22 protein-coding genes are annotated in these 25,034 nt (G+C 60.3%); 18 read left to right on the forward strand and 4 right to left on the reverse strand.

Going from position 1 to position 25,034, the window contains the following annotated elements; genetic code table 11:
- Positions 1-153: 153 nt before the first annotated feature.
- The 8 genes from HMPREF3142_RS21870 to HMPREF3142_RS21905 all read left to right on the forward strand — a co-directional run bounded on the left by HMPREF3142_RS21870 (position 154) and on the right by HMPREF3142_RS21905 (position 9,209).
- Positions 154-1,104 (forward strand): sugar-binding transcriptional regulator, encoded by a 951-nt coding sequence (locus tag HMPREF3142_RS21870; protein WP_002893602.1) that lies wholly within the window; start codon positions 154-156, stop codon positions 1,102-1,104.
- Between the two features lie 349 nt (positions 1,105-1,453).
- Positions 1,454-2,974, forward strand: coding sequence for an FGGY family carbohydrate kinase (locus HMPREF3142_RS21875; protein WP_070612568.1), 1,521 nt, complete (start codon positions 1,454-1,456; stop codon positions 2,972-2,974).
- Positions 2,975-3,133: 159 nt separating this feature from the next.
- Positions 3,134-4,069 (forward strand): D-ribose ABC transporter substrate-binding protein, encoded by a 936-nt coding sequence (locus HMPREF3142_RS21880; protein WP_004176926.1) that lies wholly within the window; start codon positions 3,134-3,136, stop codon positions 4,067-4,069.
- A 43-nt stretch (positions 4,070-4,112) separates the two neighbouring features.
- Positions 4,113-4,733: a DUF2291 family protein gene (locus HMPREF3142_RS21885; RefSeq protein ID WP_004176927.1), complete on the forward strand. Its 621-nt coding sequence runs from the start codon at positions 4,113-4,115 to the stop codon at positions 4,731-4,733.
- Between the two features lies 1 nt (position 4,734).
- Positions 4,735-6,279 carry a sugar ABC transporter ATP-binding protein gene (locus HMPREF3142_RS21890; protein ID WP_070612586.1) on the forward strand — a complete coding sequence of 515 codons (1,545 nt, stop codon included), beginning with the start codon at positions 4,735-4,737 and terminating at the stop codon, positions 6,277-6,279.
- 17 nt (positions 6,280-6,296) lie between these two features.
- Positions 6,297-7,364 (forward strand): ABC transporter permease, encoded by a 1,068-nt coding sequence (locus HMPREF3142_RS21895; RefSeq protein ID WP_002893591.1) that lies wholly within the window; start codon positions 6,297-6,299, stop codon positions 7,362-7,364.
- A gap of 60 nt (positions 7,365-7,424) precedes the next feature.
- Positions 7,425-8,222 (forward strand): SDR family oxidoreductase, encoded by a 798-nt coding sequence (locus HMPREF3142_RS21900; protein ID WP_002893589.1) that lies wholly within the window; start codon positions 7,425-7,427, stop codon positions 8,220-8,222.
- Between the two features lie 201 nt (positions 8,223-8,423).
- Complete coding sequence (locus tag HMPREF3142_RS21905) at positions 8,424-9,209, forward strand: SDR family oxidoreductase (protein WP_047666056.1); 786 nt, start codon at positions 8,424-8,426, stop codon at positions 9,207-9,209.
- A 52-nt stretch (positions 9,210-9,261) separates the two neighbouring features.
- Here the strand turns inward: HMPREF3142_RS21905 and HMPREF3142_RS21910 are convergent, their stop codons facing one another.
- Complete coding sequence (locus HMPREF3142_RS21910; RefSeq protein WP_048267636.1) at positions 9,262-9,867, reverse strand: glutathione S-transferase family protein; 606 nt, start codon at positions 9,865-9,867, stop codon at positions 9,262-9,264.
- Between the two features lie 253 nt (positions 9,868-10,120).
- On the opposite strand from HMPREF3142_RS21910, the gene HMPREF3142_RS21915 reads away from it, so the two are divergent.
- Entirely contained in the window at positions 10,121-11,014 is an 894-nt protein-coding gene (locus HMPREF3142_RS21915) for a LysR substrate-binding domain-containing protein (protein WP_023322206.1), read from the forward strand.
- Here the strand turns inward: HMPREF3142_RS21915 and HMPREF3142_RS21920 are convergent.
- Entirely contained in the window at positions 11,011-12,267 is a 1,257-nt protein-coding gene (locus tag HMPREF3142_RS21920) for a mechanosensitive ion channel family protein (protein WP_008805566.1), read from the reverse strand. The genes HMPREF3142_RS21915 and HMPREF3142_RS21920 overlap by 4 nt on opposite strands.
- A 224-nt stretch (positions 12,268-12,491) precedes the next feature.
- On the opposite strand from HMPREF3142_RS21920, the gene ivy reads away from it, so the two are divergent.
- A complete protein-coding gene (gene ivy, locus HMPREF3142_RS21925) occupies positions 12,492-12,938 on the forward strand; it encodes an Ivy family C-type lysozyme inhibitor (RefSeq protein WP_023322205.1) in 447 nt (148 codons plus the stop codon).
- Between the two features lie 46 nt (positions 12,939-12,984).
- Here the strand turns inward: ivy and betT are convergent, their stop codons facing one another.
- Positions 12,985-15,018, reverse strand: coding sequence for a choline BCCT transporter BetT (gene betT, locus HMPREF3142_RS21930; protein WP_008805564.1), 2,034 nt, complete (start codon positions 15,016-15,018; stop codon positions 12,985-12,987).
- A gap of 128 nt (positions 15,019-15,146) precedes the next feature.
- Here betT and betI point away from each other — a divergent pair, with 128 nt between their 5' ends.
- From betI to betA, 3 genes are read left to right on the forward strand one after another with little or no spacing between them, the layout of a single operon-like run.
- The gene (gene betI, locus HMPREF3142_RS21935) at positions 15,147-15,734 is read left to right on the forward strand and encodes a transcriptional regulator BetI (RefSeq protein WP_004151671.1); all 588 of its coding nucleotides are present in this window, start codon (positions 15,147-15,149) and stop codon (positions 15,732-15,734) included.
- A 13-nt stretch (positions 15,735-15,747) separates the two neighbouring features.
- Complete coding sequence (gene betB, locus HMPREF3142_RS21940; RefSeq protein ID WP_032729569.1) at positions 15,748-17,220, forward strand: betaine-aldehyde dehydrogenase; 1,473 nt, start codon at positions 15,748-15,750, stop codon at positions 17,218-17,220.
- Between the two features lie 13 nt (positions 17,221-17,233).
- A complete protein-coding gene (gene betA / locus HMPREF3142_RS21945) occupies positions 17,234-18,898 on the forward strand; it encodes a choline dehydrogenase (protein ID WP_048267632.1) in 1,665 nt (554 codons plus the stop codon).
- 120 nt (positions 18,899-19,018) lie between these two features.
- Here betA and HMPREF3142_RS21950 read toward each other — a convergent pair whose 3' ends face one another.
- The gene (locus HMPREF3142_RS21950) at positions 19,019-19,714 is read right to left on the reverse strand and encodes a GNAT family N-acetyltransferase (RefSeq protein WP_008805561.1); all 696 of its coding nucleotides are present in this window, start codon (positions 19,712-19,714) and stop codon (positions 19,019-19,021) included.
- Between the two features lie 205 nt (positions 19,715-19,919).
- Here HMPREF3142_RS21950 and HMPREF3142_RS21955 point away from each other — a divergent pair, with 205 nt between their 5' ends.
- From HMPREF3142_RS21955 to HMPREF3142_RS21975, 5 genes are all read left to right on the forward strand, one after another.
- Positions 19,920-21,488: an ABC transporter substrate-binding protein gene (locus HMPREF3142_RS21955; protein WP_008805560.1), complete on the forward strand. Its 1,569-nt coding sequence runs from the start codon at positions 19,920-19,922 to the stop codon at positions 21,486-21,488.
- Positions 21,489-21,607: 119 nt separating this feature from the next.
- Positions 21,608-22,630, forward strand: coding sequence for an ABC transporter permease (locus HMPREF3142_RS21960; protein ID WP_008805559.1), 1,023 nt, complete (start codon positions 21,608-21,610; stop codon positions 22,628-22,630).
- Positions 22,630-23,463, forward strand: coding sequence for an ABC transporter permease (locus HMPREF3142_RS21965; RefSeq protein ID WP_008805558.1), 834 nt, complete (start codon positions 22,630-22,632; stop codon positions 23,461-23,463). Before HMPREF3142_RS21960 ends, HMPREF3142_RS21965 begins: the two co-directional genes overlap by 1 nt.
- Positions 23,456-24,292, forward strand: a complete 837-nt coding sequence (locus tag HMPREF3142_RS21970; protein ID WP_060619275.1) for an ABC transporter ATP-binding protein — start codon at positions 23,456-23,458, stop codon at positions 24,290-24,292. Before HMPREF3142_RS21965 ends, HMPREF3142_RS21970 begins: the two co-directional genes overlap by 8 nt.
- Positions 24,279-24,983, forward strand: coding sequence for an ABC transporter ATP-binding protein (locus HMPREF3142_RS21975; RefSeq protein WP_022064788.1), 705 nt, complete (start codon positions 24,279-24,281; stop codon positions 24,981-24,983). The genes HMPREF3142_RS21970 and HMPREF3142_RS21975 overlap by 14 nt, the downstream gene beginning before the upstream one ends.
- The last annotated feature ends 51 nt before the right edge of the window (positions 24,984-25,034 follow it).

The raw sequence follows: 25,034 nt of genomic DNA on the forward strand, positions 1-25,034 counted from the left end.
TGTTTTTGTCCATAGTCGATTTTGAGGATTGGCAAAAGTTAGACGCCTGTCACACTTAAGTCTGATTTTTTTTCGCGTATGATAAAAGTCACTACGATAATGGCTGCAGCTAACCGCCTGAAGAAAGGCGATAAATGATTTTCGAGGATTAATATGGCTAAGCAGGATGAACAACGGCTATTGGTTAAGATTGCCACGCTTTACTATCTGGAAGGACGAAAGCAGTCTGATATCGCCCAACTTCTCTCGCTGTCTCAGTCATTTGTCTCCCGCGCCATTACCCGCTGCCAGAAAGAAGGCGTCGTCAAGATCAGCGTCGTTCAGCCGTCCAACATCTTTCTGAAGCTCGAAAAAGGGCTTGAGGATCGCTACGGCCTTAAGCAGGCGGTGGTGGTGGATACCGAGGAAGAGGCCAGCGATCATACCATCAAGCGGGCGATTGGCTCCGCTGCCGCCCACTATCTGGAAACCCGGCTGCGGCCAAAAGATCTGATTGGCGTCTCCTCGTGGAGCTCAACCATTCGCGCGATGGTCGATGAAGTTCATGCGCAAAACCTGAAAGCCAGCGGCGTGATCCAGCTGCTGGGCGGCGTCGGGCCAAACGGTAACGTGCAGGCGACGATTCTTACCCAGACCCTCGCCCAGCGCCTGAATTGCGACGCCTGGCTGCTGCCGTCACAGAGCATCGAGGGATCCATGGAGGAGCGCAACCGGCTGCTGGCCAGCAAAGATGTCGCTGACGTGGTGTCGCGCTTTGATGAAGTGGATATCGCCATCGTCGGCATCGGCATTCTCGAACCCTCCCAACTGCTGAAAACCTCCGGTAACTACTATCACGAAGATATGCTGCAGGTGCTGGCGGCGCGCGGCGCGGTGGGTGATATCTGCCTGCACTACTACGACAAAAACGGCCATCCGGTGTTACGCGATGATGAAGATCCGGTGATCGGTATGGCGCTGGAGAAGGTCAAAAAATGCCCGAACGTGGTCGCGCTGGCCGGCGGTACCGATAAAGTCGCGGCCATCAAAGGCGCCCTCACCGGCGGCTACATTGATGTTTTAATCACCGATTATCCTACCGCTCGCATGCTGGTTAGCGACTAACCTGCCGCGCTGCTTTTCCTCACTGCCGCCCTGACGTGCTTTTTTAACTTCAGGGCTGACTCTATTAATACATTTAAATTCAATCAGTTAATCAGCCACTCCAGCCGCCAACTGCCGCTTTCGCCGATCGGCGAAATGTGATTGCCAGCACAATTGATGATTTTTCCGGTAGCCCGTCACCGGGTTTGTGGCTTAAGGTATCAAATAAATAATCACTATCGAATATATATTCAGTGATTAAAAAGATGATAACGAAATGTCACAACATGGCCTGCACAGACGCAGGAGACGGTGGGAGATATTCCTCGTCTTCGCGGTTCCAGGACACCGAGTGACCGAGGAGAGCACGATGCAGGCGACAGCAAAAGAGTTCATCATTGCCCTGGATGAAGGCACCACCAACGCCAAAGCGGTGGTGCTGGATAGCCGGGGCAAAGTTATCGTCAAATTCTCGCAGCCGCTGGCGATCCAAACGCCGCGCGACGGCTGGGTGGAGCAATCGGGCGAAGCGCTGGTGACCGCCTCACTGACGGTGATCGCCAGCGCGGTGGCCCACGTTGGCGCGGAAAACGTCGCCGCGCTGGCCATCAGCAACCAGCGGGAAACCGCCATCGGCTGGTATCGCGACAGCGGCGAACCGATTAACGCGGCCATTACCTGGCAATGCACCCGCAGCGCCGCGTTCTGCGACACACTGCGTCACGATCGTCAGGAACAGCACATTAAGCGTGCCACCGGCCTGCCAATCGCCCCGCTGTTCTCGGCCTCCAAAATGCGCTGGCTGCTGGATGCGACTGTCGATGGCCACCTGCGCGCCGAACGCGGTGAGATTTGCCTCGGCACCATCGACAGCTGGCTGCTGTGGAATCTGACCGCTGGAGAAGCCTTCTGCTGCGACTACTCCAATGCCGCCCGCACCCAGCTGCTGAACCTGCACCGCGGCGAGTGGGACGACGAGATGCTGGCGCTGTTCGGCATTCCGCGCGCGGCGTTGCCGGACATTAAACCGTCGAGCGGCCTCTTCGGCCATACCAGAGGACTGGCCGCCATTCCGGACGGTATTCCGATCATGGCGATGATCGGCGACTCCCACGCGGCACTGTTCGGCCACGCGCTCGGCGAGGCAGGCTGCGTCAAAGCCACCTACGGCACCGGCTCTTCGGTCATGGCCCCAGTCAAATCGGCCCAGTGCGATATCGACGCGCTGGCGACCACTGTAGCCTGGCACGATGGCGACCAGCTGGTGTGGGGCCTGGAAGGGAATATTCCCCACACCGGCGATGCCGTCGCCTGGATGGCGGACAGCACCGGACTGAGCGAACTCTCTGCCGCCGAGCTGGCCCATGAGCTGAATACCCTCCCCGCCTCCGTCGACTCAACCCTCGGGGTCTACTTCGTGCCGGCGCTGACCGGTCTTGGCGCGCCCTGGTGGGACGACAGCGCCCGCGGCTTGATTTGCGGCCTGAGTCGCGGGGTGAAACGCGCGCATCTGATCCGTGCGGCGCTGGAGTCCATCACCTATCAGATAGCCGACGTGGTGGTAGCGATGCGTCAGCATGAGGAGTTCACCCTGACGGCGTTGATGGTGGACGGCGGGCCGACCAACAATGACTGGCTGATGCAATACCAGGCCGATCTGCTCGGCTGCCCGGTGATGCGCAGCGACGTGCCGGAGCTGTCCGCCATCGGCGCGGCGTTGCTGGCGCGCAAAGCGCTCCATCCTGGGTCGACCGCCGATCTGCAGGCCTTCTTAACCGAACACAGCACCTTTCAGCCCGACATGGCCCGCCACCAGCGTTTACAAACGCGCTGGCAGGAGTGGCGCCATGCGGTCGACCGAACATTATGGAAACCGGACTCGCCAGCCTGACCGCCAGACTGCGCGACGACACGCATTCACTTATCACAGGAGAAACCCGGCCCATAACGATATCGCTATCCCTGAATACATCAGGGGAAATTTCAGACCGTAAAAGCCTGCCCGCTCAGGGGCTCATTTGTTCGAATATAAAAATACAGGAACAGAGTCATGAAATTACGTATAACCCTTTTAACCGCTGCTACCCTGACCGCCTTCTCCTTTGCCGCGCACGCCGCGGAGAAAGGCACCATTATGATCATGGTCAACTCGCTGGATAACCCGTATTACGCCTCGGAAGCCAAAGGCGCCAGCGAAAAAGCCCAGGCGCTCGGCTATAAAACTACCGTGCTGTCCCATGGCGAAGATGTCAAAAAGCAGAATGAGCTTATCGACACCGCGATTGGTAAAAAAGTGCAGGGCATTATTCTCGATAACGCTGATTCCACCGCCAGCGTCGCCGCCATTGAAAAAGCCAAAAAAGCCGGCATTCCGGTGGTCTTAATTAACCGCGAAATTCCGGTTGATGATGTGGCGCTGGAACAAATTACCCACAATAACTTCCAGGCCGGCTCTGAGGTCGCCAACGTCTTCGTGGAAAAAATGGCGGAGAAAGGCAAATACGCCGAGCTGACCTGCAACCTCGCCGATAATAACTGCGTCACCCGTTCTAAATCTTTCCATCAGGTCATTGACCAGTATCCGGATATGGTCAGCGTGGCGAAACAGGATGCCAAAGGCACCCTGATCGACGGCAAACGCATCATGGACAGCATCCTGCAGGCTCACCCCGACGTGAAAGGCGTCATCTGTGGCAACGGGCCGGTAGCCCTCGGCGCGATTGCGGCGCTGAAAGCAGCCAACCGTAGCGATGTGATCGTCGTCGGCATCGACGGCAGCAACGATGAGCGCGACGCCGTGAAAGCCGGCACCCTGCAGGCAACCGTGATGCTGCAGGCGCAGGCCATCGCCGCTCAGGGCGTCACCGATCTGGATAACTACCTGCAAAAAGGCGAGAAGCCGGCGAAGCAGCGCGTGATGTTCCGCGGCATTCTGATTACCCAGGATAACGCCGATAAAGTCCAGGATTTCAACATTAAGTCCTGAGTTCGGGTGGTTGCGCCCCCGCGGGGGCGCAGAGGAGAGCATTATGTTTAAGAAAACCTGTCTGACGCTGGCCGTACTGGCGCTAGGGGGCTGTCGCATCGTCTCGCAGCAGGAGCTGGCAGACCTGAAATCCCCGCCCAACCCGCATATGGCGAATATGGATAAAACCTGGCAGCAGAGCATCGTACCGCAGGTGGTGACGAAAGCGCGTCCGGCGGCGGAACTGATGAGCGCGCTCAAGGCGGCAAAAGACATTGATAGCGCCTGTAAAACCCTCGGCTACCGTGCGCAGGATGAAAACCCCTGCATCTTCTACGTCAAGGTTTCAGGCACCGTCAGCAAACTCGATACCGCCTCGCGCAGCGGCAAAATGACCCTGTCCGACGCCAGCGTCGGCAAGGTGACGGTGCAGATTGGCCCTACCCTGCGCGGCACCCAGCTGCGCGACGGCTACAGCGGCGCCAGCTATCAGGACTTTAATGACCAGGTGCTGTTCGGCGAGTACAGCAAGAATATCAACAGTCAGGCGGTCAAAATGATTCAGACAGCCAACGTCAAAACCGGCGACAGCGTGGAGGTGTACGGCGTCTTCTCGGCCTGGGATATTCCGCAAACTCTCCCGGAAATTACCCCGGCGAAAATCATTCATGCGGGGGGACAATAATATGGCGCCGCACGATCTCGTCGCTCCCCAGCCCGTTGAGTCCGAAGTGATTATCGAAACCCGCGGCCTGTCGCGCGTCTATCCCGGCGTGACCGCCCTGGATAATGTCAATTACCGGGTCTATCGAAATAAGGTCAACGTGCTGATCGGAGAAAATGGTGCGGGTAAATCCACCATGATGAAAATGCTTGCCGGTGTGGAAACGCCCTCTTCCGGGCAAATTATTCTCGATGGCGAAGCGGTTTCATTACAGTCGACGCATCAGGCAGAAAAACTGGGCATCAGTATTATTTTTCAGGAACTGAATTTATTCCCCAATATGAATGTGATGGACAACATCTTCATGGCGAATGAATTCTTTCAGAAAGGACGCATTAACGAAAAATACCAGTACGCGCTGGCCAAATCGCTGCTGGAACGGCTGGAGCTGGATGTCGATCCTTACGCTCCGCTGGGTGAACTCGGTATCGGCCACCAGCAGTTAGTCGAGATTGCCCGCGCCCTGTCGAAAGACACCCGGGTGCTGATCATGGACGAGCCCACCTCGGCGCTGAGCCAGTCTGAGGTCAAAGTGCTGTTCAAGGTGATCGCGCAGCTTAAACGCCGCGGCGTGACCATCATCTATATCTCGCATCGCCTCGAAGAGCTGATGGAGATTGGCGACAACATCACCATTTTCCGCGACGGCCGTTTTATCAGCGAGCGTCACGTCAGCGACGCCAGCGTACCGTGGATCATCGAGCAGATGGTCGGTGATAAGAAAAAACACTTTGATTATCAACCGGCGCCGAAAGGCGACGCAGTGCTTGACGTCAAGGGGCTGACCGCGCTGCATCCGAGCGGCGGCTACAAGCTCAATGACGTCACCTTCACCCTCAGCAAAGGCGAAGTGATCGGTATTTACGGCCTGCTGGGCGCCGGACGCACCGAGCTGTTTAAAGGTCTGGTGGGCTTGATGCCCTGCCAGCGCGGCGAGGTGCATCTTAACGGCGAAAGCATCGGCAAATCTCGCTTTCAACAGCGCCTGAAAAAGGGGCTGGCGCTGGTGCCGGAGGACCGTCAGGGCGAAGGCGTGGTGCAGATGATGTCGATTCAGGCCAACATGACGCTCTCTGATTTCAGCCTGCAGGGGTTCCGCCGCGCCTGGCGCTGGTTGAATCTGCAGAAAGAAGAGTCCTGCGTGAAAGAGATGATCCAGCAGCTGGCGATCAAGGTCAGCGACGCCACATTGCCCATCACCTCGCTGAGCGGCGGCAATCAACAAAAAGTGGTGCTGGGTAAAGCGCTGATGACCCAGCCGCAGGTGGTGTTCCTCGACGAACCGACGCGCGGCATCGACGTCGGCGCGAAAACCGACGTCTATCACCTGATCGGCAAAATGGCTCAGCAGGGGCTGGCGGTGATGTTCTCATCTTCGGAACTGGATGAGGTGATGGCCCTTGCCGACCGCATCCTGGTGATGGCCGATGGCCGCATTACCGCCGATCTACCGCGTCACGCGGTGACCCGCGAACAGTTAATCGCGGCTTCAACACCTCAAGATTAATCAGGCTGGAATCCATCATGAACCAGAAATATATGATTTATATGTACCTGCTGAAGGCCCGCACCTTTATCGCCCTCCTGCTGGTGATCGCGTTCTTCAGCGTGATGGTACCCAACTTCCTGACCGCCTCTAACCTGCTGATCATGACCCAGCACGTGGCGATCACCGGCCTGCTGGCCATCGGCATGACGCTGGTCATTCTCACCGGCGGCATTGATTTGTCCGTCGGCGCGGTGGCGGGGATCTGCGGCATGGTGGCGGGTGCGCTGCTGACCAACGGCCTGCCGCTGTGGAACGGCGATATCCTCTTCTTTAATGTCCCGGAGGTGATCCTCTGCGTGGCGATCTTCGGTGTGCTGGTCGGTCTGGTCAACGGCGCGGTGATCACCCGCTTCGGCGTGGCGCCGTTTATCTGCACCTTAGGCATGATGTACGTCGCCCGCGGCTCCGCGCTGCTGTTTAACGACGGGAGCACCTACCCGAATCTCAACGGCATGGAAGCGCTGGGCAACACCGGTTTCGCCACCCTCGGCTCCGGCACCCTGCTCGGCGTCTATCTGCCGATCTGGCTGATGATCGGCTTCCTCGTGCTGGGCTACTGGCTGACCACCAAAACGCCGCTTGGCCGCTACATCTACGCCATCGGCGGCAATGAGTCTGCCGCCCGCCTCGCCGGCGTGCCGATCGTGAAAGCGAAAATATTCGTCTATGCCTTCTCCGGCCTGTGCGCGGCGTTTGTCGGCCTGATCGTCGCATCACAGCTGCAAACCGCGCACCCGATGACCGGCAACATGTTTGAGATGGACGCCATCGGCGCCACCGTGCTCGGCGGCACTGCGCTGGCCGGCGGCCGCGGCCGGGTAACCGGGTCCATTATCGGCGCCTTCGTCATCGTCTTCCTTGCCGACGGCATGGTGATGATGGGCGTTAGCGACTTCTGGCAGATGGTGATTAAAGGCGTGGTGATCGTCACCGCTGTGGTCGTCGACCAGTTCCAGCAGAAGCTGCAGAGCAAGGTCATCCTGATGCGCCGCCACGAGGAGAAACTGGCCGCCATCCCCCCCAACGGCGCCACCTCCAGCTAACCGGCAACGATTCACATCTTCCGCCGGGCCTGGTGCCCGGCTCAGCGAAAGGGAAAAAATATGCAACGAGATTTCCAGAACAAAACGGTGGTGATCACCGGCGCCTGCCGCGGCATCGGCGCAGGTATTGCGGAGCGCTTTGCCCGCGACGGCGCGAATCTGGTGATGGTCTCCAACGCCGAGCGCGTTCACGAGACCGCCGAAACCCTGCGTCAGCGCTATCAGGCGGATATTTTATCGCTGCAGGTCGATGTCACCGATGAAGCCCAGGTTCAGGGGCTATATGAGCAGGCCGCCGCGCGCTTCGGCACCATTGACGTCTCCATTCAGAACGCCGGGGTGATCACCATCGATTACTACGACCGGATGCCAAAAGCCGATTTCGAAAAAGTGCTGGCGGTCAACACCACCGGCGTGTGGCTGTGCTGCCGCGAGGCGGCCAAATATATGGTGAAACAGAATCACGGCAGCCTGATCAATACCTCTTCCGGCCAGGGGCGACAGGGCTTTATCTACACGCCGCATTATGCCGCCAGCAAAATGGGCGTGATCGGCATTACCCAAAGCCTGGCTCACGAGCTGGCGCCGTGGAATATCACCGTCAACGCCTTCTGCCCGGGCATTATTGAAAGCGAAATGTGGGATTACAACGATCGCGTGTGGGGCGAAATTCTCAGCACCGAGCAGAAGCGCTACGGCAAGGGCGAACTGATGGCCGAGTGGGTCGAGGGCATTCCGATGAAACGCGCCGGTAAACCGGAAGACGTGGCCGGGCTGGTGGCCTTCCTCGCCTCCGACGACGCGCGCTATCTCACCGGGCAGACCATCAATATCGATGGCGGTTTGATTATGTCGTAATCCCCCGCGGGTTAGCGGGCCCCATCGCCCGAATAAGGCGTCCCGCATTGGCGCCACCACGCCGGGACGGCCCCCCGGTGGCGCTTCGCTTACCGGGGCTACGTAACACCGCCGAAAGGTTGCCCGGATAAGGCGCTACGCGCCGCCATTCGGGAAACAGGGCTCCCGACGTTCGACACTATATTGAAGAGAGTAAACATTATGATCGGTAAAGATTTTGCACAGCAGCTGTTTAACCTGCAGGGGCGCGTCGCCTTCGTCACCGGCGCCGGCAGCGGTATCGGCCAGACCATCGCCTGCAGCCTCGCCAGCGCGGGTGCGCGGGTAGTCTGTTTTGATCTTCGCGACGACGGCGGGCTGGCGGAAACGGTCAGCCATATTGAATCCATCGGCGGTCAGGCTTGTTCTTATACCGGCGATGTCCGCCAGATTGCCGACCTGCGCGCCGCCGTCGCGCTGGCCAAAAACCGCTTTGGCCGCCTCGACATCGCCGTCAACGCCGCCGGGATCGCCAACGCCAATCCGGCGCTGGAGATGGAGAGCGAGCAATGGCAGCGGGTGATCGATATTAATCTCACCGGCGTATGGAACTCCTGCAAAGCGGAAGCGGAACTGATGCTGGAGTCCGGCGGCGGGTCGATTATCAATATCGCCTCGATGTCGGGGATTATCGTTAACCGCGGCCTCGACCAGGCACATTACAACTGCTCCAAAGCCGGCGTGATCCATCTGTCGAAAAGCCTGGCGATGGAGTGGGTGGGCAAAGGGATCCGCGTCAATTCCATCAGCCCGGGATATACCGCCACGCCGATGAATACCCGTCCGGAGATGGTGCACCAGACCCGCGAGTTTGAAAGCCAGACGCCGATGCAGCGGATGGCGAAGGTGGAAGAGATCGCCGGCCCGGCGCTGTTCCTCGCCAGCGACGCCGCCTCGTTCTGCACCGGCGTAGACCTGGTGGTCGACGGCGGGTTTGTCTGCTGGTGATCCTCTCCTGCTTCAGGGCGCCACGCTGCGGCGCCCCTCTCCATCCCCGCCGTTAAGCCAGCGGATACTGTTGAAACGCCGGCAGCGCCTCCCCCTTCTCCGCCAGCGCGCGGATATGAGGAAACGCCGCTGCCGACACCACCGCCGGGATCATCAACTGGATAAAGGACCAGACCACCGTGCTGGTGACCAGCACCTGATCCGGCTGCGCGGCGGCGGCGCGGTCTGCCAGCCGGGCGTCCCATTCCCGACAGGCGGCGAGCAGTTGGCCGGTCACCCGGGCTATCCACGGCTGATGCTGCTTCTCTTCCGGCCGCAGACGGTGCTCATAAACATGCTGGACCGCTTTTTCACTGGCGGCGAGGATCACCCCCAGCAGGTGCAGATCGCGGGCCAGCGCGTCAGGCTGCGCGGGAAGCAGCCGGCGCCCGGTCGGATTGGTCGTTTCGAAATAATGGAGGATCAGCGTGGAGTCCATCAGCTGCGTCCCGTCATCGAGCACCACCGTCGGCGCCTTGACCACCGGATTAATGCGGGAAAATTCGTCAAAGCCGCTAAAGACCGAGAGCGGCAGGCTCTCGAATTCCACGCCATAGAGCGCCAGAGAAACCGCCACGCGTCTTACATAAGGTGAATCCATCATACCAATGAGTTTCATCGTCACTCCTGCCTGCGATAAAGGGGTTGCGGCTTTACCTTACTGGAAAACCGAGGCCGCGAATATCACGGGATACTTACCGCAATGGTTAGTCAAACTAACAGATTGGCGATTCGCGGTAGCCCTCCAGTTCCCCTTGTGCTATACCGACTGAGGCAGCATTTGGCTCCTTTTCAGCCTGTTTGCAGCGGCTTTAAAAACCGCTAACCCGGTAGTAACGTTAACGTATCGACTCACTGACAGAGAAACCACCATGGCAGATTTTCCCCCTGTCGCCAGCCTGCGCAGCTTTGAGGCGGTGGCGCGCCTCGGCAGCGTGACGCAGGCCGCCCACGAGTTGAGCGTGACCCATTCGGCGGTCAGCCAGCACATCAAACAGCTGGAAGCGCTGGTCGGCGTCACGCTCTTTATCCGCCACGGCCGCGGGGTGCGCATCACGGAAGAAGGACGGCTCTATGCCCTGCAAATCCGCGAGGCGTTACAGCACATCGCCGACGCCACGCGCATGGTGCAGATCAAACCCCGCACCCTGGAAGTGACCCTGGCGACGCTCCCCTCCTTTGGCTGCCACTGGCTGCTGCCGCGGCTGGCGCGCTTTCAGGCGCGGCATCCGCAGATCGCGGTGCGCCTGCTGACCAGCCTGGCGGTGGTTAACCTGCAACAGGAGGGTATTGATCTGGCCATTCGCATGGGGCAAGGCGACTGGGAGGGGATGGAAAGCCGGCATCTGTTTGCCGATGAACAACTGGTGGTGGCCGCGCCGCACTATCGCAGCGGCGACCTGCCGACCACCCCGCAGGCGATCGCCGCCAGCGATATTATTTTTTCCATGGAGTCCTGGCATGCCTGGTGCAGCCAGGCGGGACTGGAAAAGCCGATCGTCCCCGCGGGCCTGCGTCTGAACGACTCCAATCTGGTGCTGGAGGCGGTCCGCCTGGGGGCCGGCGTAGCGCTGGAGCGGCGCTCGCTGGTGGCGGGGGCGATAGCCCGCGGCGAGCTGGTGCAGCTCACCGCCGTCACCGTCCCCTACCCCTGGCACTACTGGCTAACCGTCTCCCCGCAGGCGGAGAACCGGCCGGAAGTCGCCCGGTTCATCGCCTGGCTGGGGGAGGAGATCGCCCTCTGGCGCCAGCAAATCAGCGCTTAGCCTTCGGCCGACGGCGGCAGGCCCGTCCGGGCGGCGTGCTCCTGGGAGAGACGCCAGAAATCGTGCCCGGCGGGATACTGATAAAGTCGCAGGGAAAACTGTCCGGCCACCGCGGTAATGTACTCAAATATCGCCGACTGGGTGTTTTCGTAGTCTTTCCACAGCGTCGAGGAGGTGAAGCAGTAAATCTCCAGCGGGATGCCCGACGGCGACGGTTTCAGCGTTCTCGCCACAATGTACATCTCCTTAATAATATCCGGTCGCTCGGCGAGATAGTGCATCAGATAGTGGCGAAACAGGGTCAGGTTGGTCAGCCCGTTATCGACAAACCAGCGGTCGGCCACGCCGCCGGGATCCCGGCCGTCAAGCAGCGTGCCCAAAGGCTCACTCACCCCGCGGATGGTTAGCATCGAGGAGAGCATCTCCTGGTCGAGAAAACGCACCGAGTGCTGATCGATGGCGATACTGCGCATGATCCGCCGCGCCCCGGAGGAGAACATCGCCTGCCAGTTGGTATAGGTCTCGGTGAGGAAATTCTTCGTCGGGATGCGGGAGATGGTATTGTCCCAGTTGCGGATGGTAATGGTGTGCAGCGCGATATCCGTCACTTCACCGCTGAGGTTCTTGTCAGGCATTTCAATCCAGTCCCCCAGCTGGAGAACGTCGTTAGACGACAACTGAACGTTCGCCACCAGCGACAGCAGGGTATGCTGGAACACGATCATCAGCACCGCCGCCACGGCCCCCAGACTGGAGATAATAATGATCGGCGATTTGTTCGACATCACGGCGAGGATCATAATCGCCGCCAGGATGTGAACTAAGATTTTGCCTATCTGGATATAGCCCTTAATGGAATGATTTTTACGTTTGGTCTTTCGCAGATAAGAGCTGTTGACAATATCCAGCATCTCGTTGAAAAACACCGACATAAAAATAAAAAACAAGATCCCGCAGATGGTATTAATCGCCGTCACCAGTGATGCCGGCATCGCCGGCATAAACTGCAGGACGTAATAGACGATAATAACCGGAATGAAATTGGACAGTTTTTCGGCGATGCGTCGATCCTTCTCCAGCGGCACATCCTGTTTGTGGCTACTAAAGAAGACCTTACGCACCACTTTAATCAGCAAGAACTTGCATAAAAGATGGGCAAATATGCCGGAGACCAGCAGCAGAATAAGATTAAACCCCACCGCCAGCGCCGGATTACTCTCAATAAACGTCAGTAGATGATTCACATACGCCATGCTTTATCGCCTGAATAACTATGCCATTTCGCTGACTGCTTTATCACAAGGGCATATATTTGGAAAATAAATCTATCCGCATCATGGCATATCGCTTAGCGTAACGTCCATGCGCGCACCGCTTCTAATCATTCACAGAAAATATGTCAGAGTTTGCATTAATCATTCCCTACGCTCACTATAAAGAGGCTTGTTATGAGGACGGAATAAGTCCAGGAGGAAACATGTTTAAAGCGCTTACCGCTATCATCACCTTAGCCGCCTCCGCCAGCGTCATGGCGCAAGGCGATGTCACGTTGAACAGTCTGGCCCACGATGCCGCCACCCGGGCGTCGTTTAACCAGATGGTCAAAGGCCATCAGCTACCCGCCTGGGTAACCACCGGCGGCACCGGTTCACCGGCGCAGACGGTGAAGCTGGGTAGCGAATCCTGGCAGGTGTTAAGCGCCTGCAAACCCCACGACTGCGGTCATGAACGTATCGCGGTGATCTGGTCGGAGAAAAGCAAACAGATGTCCGGCGTGTACTCGGTGGTCGATGAAAAAACCGACCAGGAGAAGCTGACCTGGCTTAACGTCAGCGATGCCCTGTCCATCGATGGCAAAACCGTGCTGTTTGCCGCCCTCAGCGGCAGCCTCGACAACCATCCGGACGCCTTTAACTACCCGTAACCGCCCGTCGCCCCCGTCAGCCTTTCCCCGACGGGGGCTCCCCTGATTAGCCATCCGGGAACATCACGCTGTTCCCCGGCGCTTCCCGATGCAGATGGATAAAGTTCAGGTGCCGCTCGTACTGGTCGAGAATATCGGTGATCACCTGCTCTTTGCTGTAGTCCATCAGGTCGTTACCCTGACTGCCCTCCAGCAGGAAGGTCTCCAGCCGGTAATAGGTGGATTTCCCGCTGCGCGCCCGATAGGTAAAGCCCGGCACCGAGTACTGCTGCGGCCAGATCTTGTAGATAAAGTTCTGCTCGTCGCCCATGTGCACCAGCAGATCGAGGTGGCCCAGGTTCTCGCCCTCTTCCGGCGGCAGGCTCTTCAGTTCCACCGCGGCGCCGCGCAGCCGCAGCTCCTGGGCTACCTCCTCCATCGCCGGGTAGCACACCGTCTCCATCATCTGTTTGGTATAGCGCGTGCCCGGGTAATTCATCAGCCGCGACAGGCGCTTCTTCCAGCTCAGACGATCCTGGAGGCCCATCGGACGCGGGGCGGTGTCGCGACTGGCGCTGACCCGGCGGTAATCTTCCACTTTCAGGGATTTATACAGTCCGGCCATCACGAAGAAAATCACAAAGCTGAACGGCAGACCCATGATCACCGTGGTGTTCTGCAGCGCCGAGATGCCGTTGGTCATCAGCATCCCGAGGGTCAACAGACCGATGGCCACCGACCAGAAGATGCGCAGCCAGTTCGGGGCGTCGCTGTTGATGTCCTTCAGCTTCGAGGTGAAGTTCCCCAGCACCAGCGCGCCGGAGTCGGCGGAGGTGACGTAGAACAGCAGACCGGTAATGGTCGCCACCGACGCGCTAAAGGTAAACGCCGGGTACTGCGCCAGCAGGCTGTAGAATCCGCGTTCCGGGTGGACCATCGCCTCCTCGGCAAAGGCCGCGTCGCCGTGAATAATCTCATACAGCGCGCTGTTGCCGAACACCGATAGCCACAGCAGGGTAAAGGTGAAGGGAATAATCAGGGTGCCCATCACAAACTGGCGGATGGTGCGCCCGCGCGAAATGCGCGCCAGGAACAGGCCCACAAACGGCGACCAGGCCACCCACCACGCCCAGAAAAAGAGCGTCCAGTTATTCATCCATTCCACCGGCCGGTCGAAGGCGAAGCTGTTCAGCGTCATCCCCATAAAGCGATTGACGTAGTCGCCGACGTTCAGCACTAACGCATTGAGCAGGAAGGAGGTATCGCCCATGAACAGCACGAACAGGATCAGCCCCAGCGCGAGGGCGACGTTCAGCTCGGAGAGCACGCGGATGCCCTTGTCCACCCCGGAGGTGACCGAGATGGTGGCGATGATCACCGACAGCGCAATCAGCGCCGCTTTCGCCGCCAGCGAGTCCGGAATATCGAACAGCACGCTCAGACCGTAGTTGAGCTGCACGACGCCGATACCGAGGGTGGTGGCGATGCCGAAGATGGTGCCGATCACCGCCGCAATATCGACGCTGTGGCCGATGGGTCCATTGATCCGTTTGCCAAAAATCGGGTACAGCGCCGAGCGGATGGTGAGCGGCAAATTATAACGATAGCTAAAGTATCCCAGCGCCATGCCCATCAGGGCATACATTGACCAACCGGTTAAGCCATAGTGAAACAGCGTCCAGACCATCGCCTGGCGCGCCGCCTCGATGGTCTGCCCCGCCCCTTCCGGCGGCTGCATATATTGCGTCACCGGCTCGGCGACCGAGAAGAACATCAGGTCGATACCGATCCCGGCGGCAAACAGCATCGCCGCCCAGCTCAGCAAGCTGAACTCGGGCTTGGACTGCTCCGGGCCGAGCTTCACCGAGCCGAAGCGCGAGCAGGCAATGCAGACGACAAAGACGATATACAGCGTCGCCGCCAGCAGATAGTACCAGCCGAAGGTTTTCGACACCCAGTTGAGGGTGCGCCCAATCCACTCGGCAGAAAAATCGCGAAAAAAGATCGTCATCAGGGAAAACAACAAAATCAGTCCGGCCGAGGTATAAAAAACCACCGGATTGATTTTGTCCTTTTCTCTGTTTTGCGAAAGATCTGTCATCCAGTATCCCCACTGTTTTTGTAACTATTAAAATTCAATAACGTAACAATTAAGACACATTTTATATTGAACGTCCAATCAAAAACCGCTTTAATAGTTAACCAACGCTGATGAATGGAGTGGCAAAAATGCCCAAACTGGGGATGCAGCCAATCCGGCGCAGGCAACTGATCGACGCCACGCTGGACGCAATAAATGAGGTCGGAATGCACGACGCGACCATCGCGCAGATCGCCCGACGGGCGGGCGTATCGACGGGGATCATCAGTCACTATTTCAAAGACAAAAATGGTCTGCTGGAAGCGACCATGCGCGACATCACCAGCCAGCTGCGCGACGCGGTACTCAACCGTCTGCACGCCCTGCCGGACGGCAGCGCCAGCCAGCGCCTGCAGGCGATTGTCGGCGGCAACTTTGATGAGACGCAGATCAGCAGCGCGGCGATGAAGGCCTGGCTGGCCTTTTGGGCCAGCAGCATGCACCAGCCGATGCTTTATCGGTTACAGCAGGTCAGCAGCCGTCGGCTGCTGTCGAACCTGGTGTACGAATTCCGCCGCGAGCTGCCGCGCGAGCAGGCGCAGGAGGCCGGCTACGGGCTGGCGGCGCTGATAGACGGCCTGTGGCTGCGGGCGGCGCTCAGCGGAAAACCGCTGGATAAGACGCTGGCGCAGTCGCTGACCAGCCACTTTATTCGTCAGCATTTACCGAACCCATAACCGAGGAGGCGTTATGTCCCGAATGGCAGAACAGCAGCTTTATATTAATGGTGGTTATACATCGGCCACCAGCGGTCGTACCTTCGAGACCATCAACCCTGCCACTGGCGAGGTGCTGGCGACCGTTCAGGCTGCCGGACGCGAGGATGTCGACCGCGCCGTTGAAAGCGCGCAGCGTGGGCAAAAAATCTGGGCGGCGATGACCGCCATGGAACGCTCGCGCATCCTGCGTCGCGCCGTCGACCTTCTGCGCCAGCGCAACGATGAGCTGGCGCGGCTGGAGACGCTGGATACCGGGAAACCCCTCAGCGAAACCGCCGCCGTCGATATCGTCACCGGCGCCGACGTGCTGGAGTATTACGCGGGGCTGATCCCGGCGCTGGAAGGTAGCCAGATCCCGCTGCGCGATAGTTCCTTCGTCTATACCCGTCGCGAACCGCTGGGGGTGGTAGCCGGGATCGGCGCGTGGAACTATCCGATCCAGATCGCCCTGTGGAAATCGGCGCCGGCGCTGGCCGCTGGCAATGCGATGATTTTCAAACCGAGCGAAGTCACCCCGCTGACCGCCCTCAAGCTGGCGGAAATTTACAGCGAAGCGGGCCTGCCGGACGGGGTGTTTAACGTCCTGCCAGGGATCGGCGCGGAGACCGGCCAGTACCTGACTGAACATCCGGGTATCGCCAAAATCTCCTTCACCGGCGGCGTCGCCAGCGGCAAAAAAGTGATGGCCAACTCCGCGGCATCGTCGCTGAAAGAGGTCACCATGGAGCTGGGCGGTAAATCGCCGCTGATTATCGCCGACGATGCCGACCTCGACCTCGCCGCCGATATCGCCATGATGGCCAACTTCTACAGCTCCGGTCAGGTGTGCACCAACGGCACCCGGGTGTTTGTCCCGGCGAAACAGAAGGCGGAATTCGAGCACAAGATCCTCGAACGCGTGGGCCGCATCCGCCCCGGCGATCTGTTTGCCGATGACACCAACTTCGGCCCGCTGGTCAGCTTCCCCCATCGCGACAACGTTCTGCGCTATATCGAGAGCGGCAAACGCGAAGGCGCGCGCCTGCTGTGCGGCGGCGAGGCGCTGAAAGGCGACGGTTTCGATAACGGCGCGTGGGTCGCCCCGACGGTGTTTACCGACTGTAACGACGAGATGACCATCGTGCGCGAAGAGATCTTCGGCCCGGTGATGTCGATCCTCAGCTATACCGACGAAGCGGAGGTCATTCGCCGCGCCAACGCCACCGAATACGGCCTCGCCGCCGGCGTGGTGACGCCCAACCTCAACCGTGCCCACCGTCTTATCCACCAGCTGGAAGCCGGCATCTGCTGGATCAACAGCTGGGGTGAATCCCCGGCGGAGATGCCGGTTGGCGGCTATAAGCACTCCGGCATTGGCCGCGAGAATGGCGTCATGACGCTGCAGAGTTACACCCAGGTGAAGTCCATCCAGGTTGAGATGGGTAAATTCCAGTCCATATTTTAACCGGGAGGTTTTTTTGCAATTTGACTACATCATTATTGGTGCCGGCTCCGCCGGCAACGTTCTGGCAACACGACTGACTGAAAATCCAAACACCACCGTCCTGCTGCTGGAAGCCGGCGGCCCGGACTACCGGTTCGATTTCCGCACCCAGATGCCCGCCGCGCTGGCTTACCCGCTGCAGGGCAAACGCTACAACTGGGCCTACGAAACCGAACCTGAGCCGTACATGAACCATCGCCGCATGGAGTGCGGACGCGGCAAAGGGCTCGGCGGCTCCTCGCTGATCAACGGCATGTGCTACATTCGCGGTAACGCGATGGATCTGGATAACTGGGCCAAAGAGCCGGGTCTGGAACACTGGAGCTATCTCGACTGCCTGCCCTACTACCGGAAAGCGGAAACCCGCGATATCGGGCCTAACGACTACCACGGCGGCGATGGCCCGGTGAGCGTGACGACACCGAAGCCGGGCAATAATCCGCTCTTCGAGGCGATGGTTGAAGCCGGGGTGCAGGCGGGCTATCCGCGTACCGACGATCTCAACGGCTACCAGCAGGAAGGCTTTGGCCCGATGGACCGCACCGTGACGCCGCAGGGCCGTCGCGCCAGTACCGCCCGCGGCTATCTCGACCAGGCGCGAGGGCGCCCGAACCTGACCATCCGCACCCATGCGCTGACCGATCACATTATTTTTGCCGGCAAGCGCGCGGTGGGCGTCGAGTGGCTGGAGGGAGAAAGCACGATCCCGTCAAAAGCGACGGCCAACAAAGAGGTGCTGCTGTGCGCCGGGGCGATTGCCTCGCCGCAGATTCTGCAGCGCTCCGGCGTGGGTAACCCGGAGCTGCTCAGGCAGTTCGATATCCCGGTGGTGCACGATCTCCCCGGCGTGGGTGAGAACCTGCAGGACCATCTGGAGATGTATCTGCAATATGAATGCAAAGAGCCGGTGTCGCTCTACCCGGCGCTGCAGTGGTGGAACCAGCCGAAGATTGGCGCCGAGTGGCTGTTCGGCGGCACCGGCATTGGCGCCAGCAACCAGTTCGAAGCGGGCGGTTTTATCCGCAGCCGCGCAGAATTTGCCTGGCCAAATATTCAATACCACTTCCTGCCGGTGGCGATTAACTACAATGGCTCCAACGCGGTGAAAGAGCACGGCTTCCAGTGCCACGTCGGTTCAATGCGTTCGCCCAGCCGCGGCCACGTGCGCCTGAAGTCGCGCGATCCGCACGCCCATCCGGCGATCCTGTTTAACTATATGTCCCATGAGCAGGACTGGCAGGAGTTCCGCGACGCCATCCGCATTACCCGCGAAATCATGAACCAGCCGGCGCTGGATAAGTATCGCGGCCGCGAAATCAGTCCGGGAACAGAATGCCAGAGCGATGCCGAGCTGGATGAGTTTGTGCGCAACCACGCCGAGACCGCGTTCCACCCGTGCGGGACCTGTAAGATGGGTTACGACGAGATGGCGGTGGTCGATGGCGAGGGCCGCGTCCACGGTCTGGAAGGCGTGCGGGTGGTCGATGCCTCGATTATGCCGCAGATCATCACCGGCAACCTCAACGCCACCACCATTATGATCGGCGAGAAGATGGCTGACGCTATCCGTGGCCGCCAGCCGCTGCCGCGCAGCACCGCGGCGTATTATGTCGCTGGCGACGCGCCGGTTCGCCGTTAACGGGTCAATGCCGGGCGGCGGCTACGCCTTGCCCGGCCTACCCTGAGGCAATGTAACGTAGCCCCGGTAAGCGCAGCGCGACCGGGGTGCCGTTCCGGGGTTTGACCACATAGGTTGATGTTAGCGAAATGCCTCAAGGCGTTTGATCTGCTGCCCGTCGGCAGTAAAGTTCTCCGCCGCCAGCCATGCCCGCAGCGCCGCATCGCGCGCAGGCCACTCGCCGTCGATGATGGACAGCATATCGCTGTCGCGCGTCCGCCCTTTACGCACCAGCCTCTGCCGCAGACGTCCTTCCCAGCTAAAGCCCAGCCGCTCGGCGGCCCGGCGCGAGGCGACATTCATCGAATCGCATTTCCACTCCAGCCGACGATAGCCGTGGTCAAAGCCGTTCTTCAGCAACAGCCAGACCGCTTCGGTACCCAGCGGGGTGTTTTTCATCCGTCGCGACCAGGTGACATGGCCGATCTCAACCGTGCCCATTTCCCGCTCGATCGCCATATAGCTGACGATGCCCACCGCCTGCTCGCTACGCAGGTCAACCACCGCATACGGCACCAGAGCATCATCATTCACCTTACCCGCGATCCAGTGGGCGGTCGCCGCCACGCTCTCCGGCCGCGTAGACGCCAGCCACGTCCAGTCGCTGTTGTCGCCGAGCGCATAGGCGGCAAACAGATCCGCCGCATGACGGTCAACGTCCAGCGGCTCCAGTCGACAAAAACGGCCATTTAACGCCGTCCGCCGCAGGACTTGCGCCCCCTGCCAGCCAGGAACAAGGTCGTTCACCTGCTGGCCAAACTCATTGATTTCCGGCACACCCACCTCCTTGCAATAGACGATTTGTTATAGCAAGAAGCCAGAAGCGGAGAAAGACGCTTCTGCGCGGCCGGCAATAACCTGTCGTTCTTGAATATGCGTTTTTAGCATAAGGATATCCTTATTTTGACTTTACGCCTTTTGGCAAGCGGCCTAACGTAGCGAGGCATAAAAAATTAAAACAACCATTTTTCAGGGATTGCACATGACCAAAAAACTGTTGCCTTTACTGGTATTGACGGCGCTCACCGCCGCCGCGCATGCCGCTACACCGCCCAACACGCTGGTGGTCGCCCAGGGTCTCGACGATATCGTCAGCCTCGACCCGGCGGAAGCGAACGAACTCTCCAGCATTCAGACGGTCCCCAGCCTCTATCAGCGTCTGGTGCAGCCGGACCGCAACAACCCTGAAAAAATCGTACCGATCCTCGCCGAAAGCTGGCAGGCCGATCCGGCGGCGAAAACCCTGACCATCAAACTGAAGCCGGATGCTAAATTCGCCTCCGGTAATCCGCTGCGCCCGGAAGATGTGATTTTCTCTTACACCCGTGCGGTGACGCTGAATAAATCGCCGGCGTTTATTCTCAACGTGCTCGGCTGGCAGCCGGACAACATCGCCAGCCAGCTGAAAAAGATTGATGACCATACCCTGACGCTGCACTGGACCGCCGACGTCAGCCCGGCGGTGGCGCTGAATATTCTCTCCACCCCTATCGCCTCCATCGTTGATGAAAAACAGGTGGCGCCGAACGCGAAAAATAATGACTTCGGCAACGACTGGCTGAAGATGCACTCGGCGGGCAGCGGGGCCTATAAAATGCGCGTCTACCAGCCGCATCAGGCCATCGTGCTGGAAGCCAACGCCAGCTCCCCCACCGGCGCGCCGAAGATCAAGAGCATCATTATTAAAAACGTCCCCGACCCGGCTTCCCGCCGCCTGCTGATCCAGCAGGGGGATGCCGACGTGGCCCGCGATCTCGGCGCTGACCAGATTGCCGCCCTGCAGGATAAACCCGGCGTGAAGGTGCTGAGCATCCCGTCCGCCGAGCAGAACTATCTGGTGTTTAATACCGCCAACAGCGCCAACCCGCTGCTGAATAATCCGGCCTTCTGGGAGGCGGCGCGCTGGCTGGTCGATTATGAGGGCATCACCAAAAACCTGCTGAAAGGCCAGTACTTTATTCACCAAAGCTTCCTGCCGGCCGGCCTGCCGGGGGCGCTGGAGACCAATCCGTTCACCTTCGACCCGCAAAAAGCTAAGGCTATCCTCGATAAAGCGGGCATTAAGGATGCCCACTTCACCCTCGACGTGGAGAACAAACCGCCGTTTATCACCATCGCCCAGTCGCTGCAGGCCAGCTTTGCCCAGGGCGGGGTGAAAGTGGATCTGCTGCCGGCCGCCGGCAGCCAGGTCTATGCCCGGGTACGCGCGAAACAGCATCAGGCGGCGATCCGCCTGTGGATCCCGGACTACTTTGATGCGCATTCCAACGCCAGCGCTTTTGCCTGGAACGATGGTAAATCCAGCACCGTGGCCGGGCTCAACGGCTGGCAGATCCCTGAGCTGAATAAAGCCACCCTCGCCGCGGTGGCGGAGCCGGACCCGGCGAAGCGCCTCGACCTGTACAAAACGATGCAGGAATCCCTGCTGCAGCATTCGCCATACGTCTTTATTGACCAGGGGAAAACCCAGATCGTGGTGCGCGACAACGTGAAGGGCTATCAGCAGGGGCTAAACGCCGATATGGTCTGGTACGATAACGTCACCAAGTAAGCGGGTTATGTCACCGGGCACAGCGTCCTCGCCTGCCCGGATGACCGTTTCGCCACCCGGGCCCGGCGGGCGTCGCGCCGCCGGGAATCATGTTGATATACCAGGAATTTCCATTTTCCATGCCATCGTTTTCCACTCACCTTACCCGCCTGCTGCAGGGGCTGTTGACGCTGCTGCTCACGCTGTTCGGGCTGTTGCTGGTCACCTTCTCGCTCTCCGCGCTGTCGCCCGTCGACCGCGTACTGCAGATCGTCGGCGACCATGCCAGCCAGTCGACCTATGACCAGGTTCGCCATCAGCTGGGTCTCGACCAGCCGCTGCCGGTGCAGTTCTGGCACTACCTGGTCAACCTGGCTCATGGCGATCTTGGCATCGCCAGCGCCACCGGCCAGCCGGTGCTCCACGATCTGCTGGCGGTCTTCCCGGCGACCCTTGAGCTGGCGACCCTGGCGCTGATCGTCGGCGCGGTACTGGGCATCGTCGCCGGGGTGCTGTGCGCGCGTTACGCCGGTTCGCCGTGGGATCTTGCGGTGCGCACCTTTACCCTGTTGGGCAACTCGGTGCCGATATTCTGGCTCGGCCTGCTGATGCTGGCCCTGTTCTACGCCCGGCTGCAGTGGGCGCCGGGCCCGGGTCGACTCGACGATATTTATCAGTATACCGTCGAGCCGCGCAGCGGTTTTGCGCTGATCGACACCTGGCTCTCCGGCGATACCGCGGCGTTTAAAAATGCCATCGGCCATCTGGCGCTGCCGGTGCTGGTGCTGGCCTATTACTCGCTGGCGAGCATCACCCGCCTGACCCGCTCCGCCTGCCTGAGCGAGATGAACAAAGAGTACATTCTGCTGGCGCGGGCCAAAGGGGCCGGAGAGATGACGATTTTGCTGCGCCACGTCCTGCCCAATATCCGCGGCACTCTGCTGACGGTGACCGCTCTCGCCTGGACCTCCATGCTCGAAGGGGCGGTGCTCACCGAAACCGTCTTCTCGTGGCCGGGGATCGGCCGCTACCTCACCACCGCGCTGTTCGCCGGGGATACCACGGCGATCATGGGCGGCACGCTGCTGATTGGCGTGAGTTTTGTGCTGATCAATAACCTGACCGACCTGCTGGTGCGGTTAACCGATCCGAGGGTGCGCTGATGCCGACTTATCTGTTTTTACGCCGTCTGCGCCGCTCACCCGCCGCCTTCAGTGGCCTGACCCTGGTGATCCTGCTGGTACTGACGGCGCTGTTCGCCCCGTGGCTGGCGCCGCACGATCCCAACTGGCAGGATGCCGCCGCCCGCCTGCAGGGGCCGGGGGCGGGACACTGGCTCGGCACCGACAGCTACGGCCGCGACCTGCTGTCGCGCCTGCTCTACGGCACCCGCCCGGCGCTGGGTCTGGTGGCGCTGGTGACCGCCATTACCCTGCCCGTCGGGCTGCTGGTAGGTATCCTCTCCGGTTACTATGGCGGGTGGCTGGAGCGGATACTGATGCGGTTTACCGACGTGGTGATGTCGATGCCGCGGCTGATCCTCGCCTTCGCGTTCGTGGCGATGCTCGGCCCGGGGCTGGTCAACGGCGCGCTGGCGTTAGCCCTGACCACCTGGCCGGCCTACGCCCGTCAGGCGCGCAGCGAAATTCAGCGCCTGCGCCATAGCGATTACCTCGCCGCGGCGGAGATGCTGGGCATTCGCGGCTGGCGGCTGCTGATCGGCCATATTCTGCCGCTGTGTCTGCCGTCGGCGATTGTCCGGCTGGCGCTCGATCTGGCGGGCATTATCCTCGCCGCCGCCGGGCTCGGCTTTCTCGGCCTGGGCGCCCGCCCGCCGATGGCGGAGTGGGGAGCGATGATTGCCGACGGGATGCAGGTGATTTTCGACCAGTGGTGGATCGCTGCCATCCCCGGCGCGGCGATCCTGCTCGCCAGCCTGGCGTTTAACCTGCTGGGCGATGGCCTGCGCGATATTCTGGAGCCGCAACATGACTGACATCCGACTGACCGTCCAGGGACTCGCCGTCGACTACCCCACCGCCCGGGTGGTGGACAACGTCAGCTTCACCCTCGGCAACGAGCGGCTGGCGCTGGTGGGCGAATCCGGCTCCGGCAAATCGATGACCGCCCGGGCGCTGATGGGCCTGGTGCGCAAGCCCGGGGTGGTGAGCGCCGAACGGCTGGAGGTGCTGGGGCGCGATGTGCTAACCCTCAGCGCCCGCGGCTGGCGCGCGCTGCGCGGCAACGATATCGCTATGGTGCTGCAGGATCCGCGCTATGCGCTAAATCCTGTGCAGTCCATTCAGACGCAGCTGGAAGAGGCGTTAACCCTGCATCAGCGTCTCAGCCGCCGCGCGCGCGCCGAGGCGGTAAAAGACGCCATCGCCGCCGTCGGTCTGGATCTGCCGGTCCTCAGCCGCTATCCCGGCGAGCTCTCCGGCGGGATGGGGCAGCGGGTGATGATCGCCCTCGCGCTGCTTAATAACCCGAAAGTGCTGATTGCCGACGAGCCGACCTCAGCCCTCGACGCCCGTCTGCGTAACCAGATCCTCGAGCTGCTGGTGGAGCAGTGCGCGCAGCGGCAGATGGCCATGCTACTGATCAGCCACGATCTGCCGCTGGTGGCCGCGCATTGCGATCGCGTGCTGGTAATGTACCGGGGGAGACAGGTCGATGAGATGCCGGCGCGGGCGCTACCGAGCGCGACGCACCCTTATACCCGCACCCTGTGGACCTGCCGGCCAAATGCGCACACCTACGGCCAGATGCTGCCGACCCTCGACAGAACCCAGGACTTTACGGAGACGGCCCATGGCGATCGTTAATCTTCAGGATTTGCAGGTAACTTTCGGCGCGAAGACGGCGGTCTCTGCCGCCAGTTTCTGTGTCGACGCCGGGGAAACCTTCAGCCTGATCGGCGCCTCCGGCTGCGGTAAATCGACGATTTTGCGCGTGCTCGCCGGATTACAGCGCGAATGGCGCGGCAGCGTAGAACTGCTGGGCCAGGGCATCGCGCCGGGCGCCCGCTTTCAGGGCGAGCTGCGGCGCAACGTGCAGATGGTGTTTCAGGATCCGTACGCCTCGCTGCATCCCAACCATACTCTGTGGCGCACCCTGGCGGAGCCGCTGCAGATCCACGGCATCCGCGACGTTGCCCCGAGGGTGACCACCGCCCTTGAGCAGGTGGGTCTGGCCGCCGACGCCGTGCGCCGCTATCCACACCAGCTCTCCGGCGGGCAACGGCAGCGCGTGGCCATTGCCCGCGCCCTGCTGCTGCGCCCGCAGATCCTGCTGCTGGATGAGCCGACCTCGGCGCTGGATATGTCAGTGCAGGCGGAAATTCTCAATCTGCTTAACCGCCTGAAACAGGAGCACGGCATGACCTATCTGCTGGTGAGCCACGATGCCGACGTCATCGCCCATATGTCCGATCGGGCGGCGTTTATGGCGGAGGGTGTGATCCAGCGCTTTTTCGATCGCGAAGCGCTGGTCAACGGAGAACACCGGATGAGGTGAGGCCAGCGGATGCCCGCTGTTTTGTCGGGTGGCGCTTCGCTTACCCGACCT

The organism is Klebsiella sp. HMSC16C06, assembly GCF_001808325.1.
Lineage (GTDB): Bacteria > Pseudomonadota > Gammaproteobacteria > Enterobacterales > Enterobacteriaceae > Klebsiella > Klebsiella variicola.

Coding starts and splice junctions, on each gene's coding strand:
- HMPREF3142_RS21870 (WP_002893602.1), top strand. CDS start 154: ATGGCTAAGCAGGATGAACAACGGCTATTGGTTAAGATTGCCACGCTT.
- HMPREF3142_RS21875 (WP_070612568.1), top strand. CDS start 1,454: ATGCAGGCGACAGCAAAAGAGTTCATCATTGCCCTGGATGAAGGCACC.
- HMPREF3142_RS21880 (WP_004176926.1), top strand. CDS start 3,134: ATGAAATTACGTATAACCCTTTTAACCGCTGCTACCCTGACCGCCTTC.
- HMPREF3142_RS21885 (WP_004176927.1), top strand. CDS start 4,113: ATGTTTAAGAAAACCTGTCTGACGCTGGCCGTACTGGCGCTAGGGGGC.
- HMPREF3142_RS21890 (WP_070612586.1), top strand. CDS start 4,735: ATGGCGCCGCACGATCTCGTCGCTCCCCAGCCCGTTGAGTCCGAAGTG.
- HMPREF3142_RS21895 (WP_002893591.1), top strand. CDS start 6,297: ATGAACCAGAAATATATGATTTATATGTACCTGCTGAAGGCCCGCACC.
- HMPREF3142_RS21900 (WP_002893589.1), top strand. CDS start 7,425: ATGCAACGAGATTTCCAGAACAAAACGGTGGTGATCACCGGCGCCTGC.
- HMPREF3142_RS21905 (WP_047666056.1), top strand. CDS start 8,424: ATGATCGGTAAAGATTTTGCACAGCAGCTGTTTAACCTGCAGGGGCGC.
- HMPREF3142_RS21910 (WP_048267636.1), bottom strand. CDS start 9,867: ATGAAACTCATTGGTATGATGGATTCACCTTATGTAAGACGCGTGGCG.
- HMPREF3142_RS21915 (WP_023322206.1), top strand. CDS start 10,121: ATGGCAGATTTTCCCCCTGTCGCCAGCCTGCGCAGCTTTGAGGCGGTG.
- HMPREF3142_RS21920 (WP_008805566.1), bottom strand. CDS start 12,267: ATGGCGTATGTGAATCATCTACTGACGTTTATTGAGAGTAATCCGGCG.
- ivy (WP_023322205.1), top strand. CDS start 12,492: ATGTTTAAAGCGCTTACCGCTATCATCACCTTAGCCGCCTCCGCCAGC.
- betT (WP_008805564.1), bottom strand. CDS start 15,018: ATGACAGATCTTTCGCAAAACAGAGAAAAGGACAAAATCAATCCGGTG.
- betI (WP_004151671.1), top strand. CDS start 15,147: ATGCCCAAACTGGGGATGCAGCCAATCCGGCGCAGGCAACTGATCGAC.
- betB (WP_032729569.1), top strand. CDS start 15,748: ATGTCCCGAATGGCAGAACAGCAGCTTTATATTAATGGTGGTTATACA.
- HMPREF3142_RS21955 (WP_008805560.1), top strand. CDS start 19,920: ATGACCAAAAAACTGTTGCCTTTACTGGTATTGACGGCGCTCACCGCC.
- HMPREF3142_RS21960 (WP_008805559.1), top strand. CDS start 21,608: ATGCCATCGTTTTCCACTCACCTTACCCGCCTGCTGCAGGGGCTGTTG.
- HMPREF3142_RS21965 (WP_008805558.1), top strand. CDS start 22,630: ATGCCGACTTATCTGTTTTTACGCCGTCTGCGCCGCTCACCCGCCGCC.
- HMPREF3142_RS21970 (WP_060619275.1), top strand. CDS start 23,456: ATGACTGACATCCGACTGACCGTCCAGGGACTCGCCGTCGACTACCCC.
- HMPREF3142_RS21975 (WP_022064788.1), top strand. CDS start 24,279: ATGGCGATCGTTAATCTTCAGGATTTGCAGGTAACTTTCGGCGCGAAG.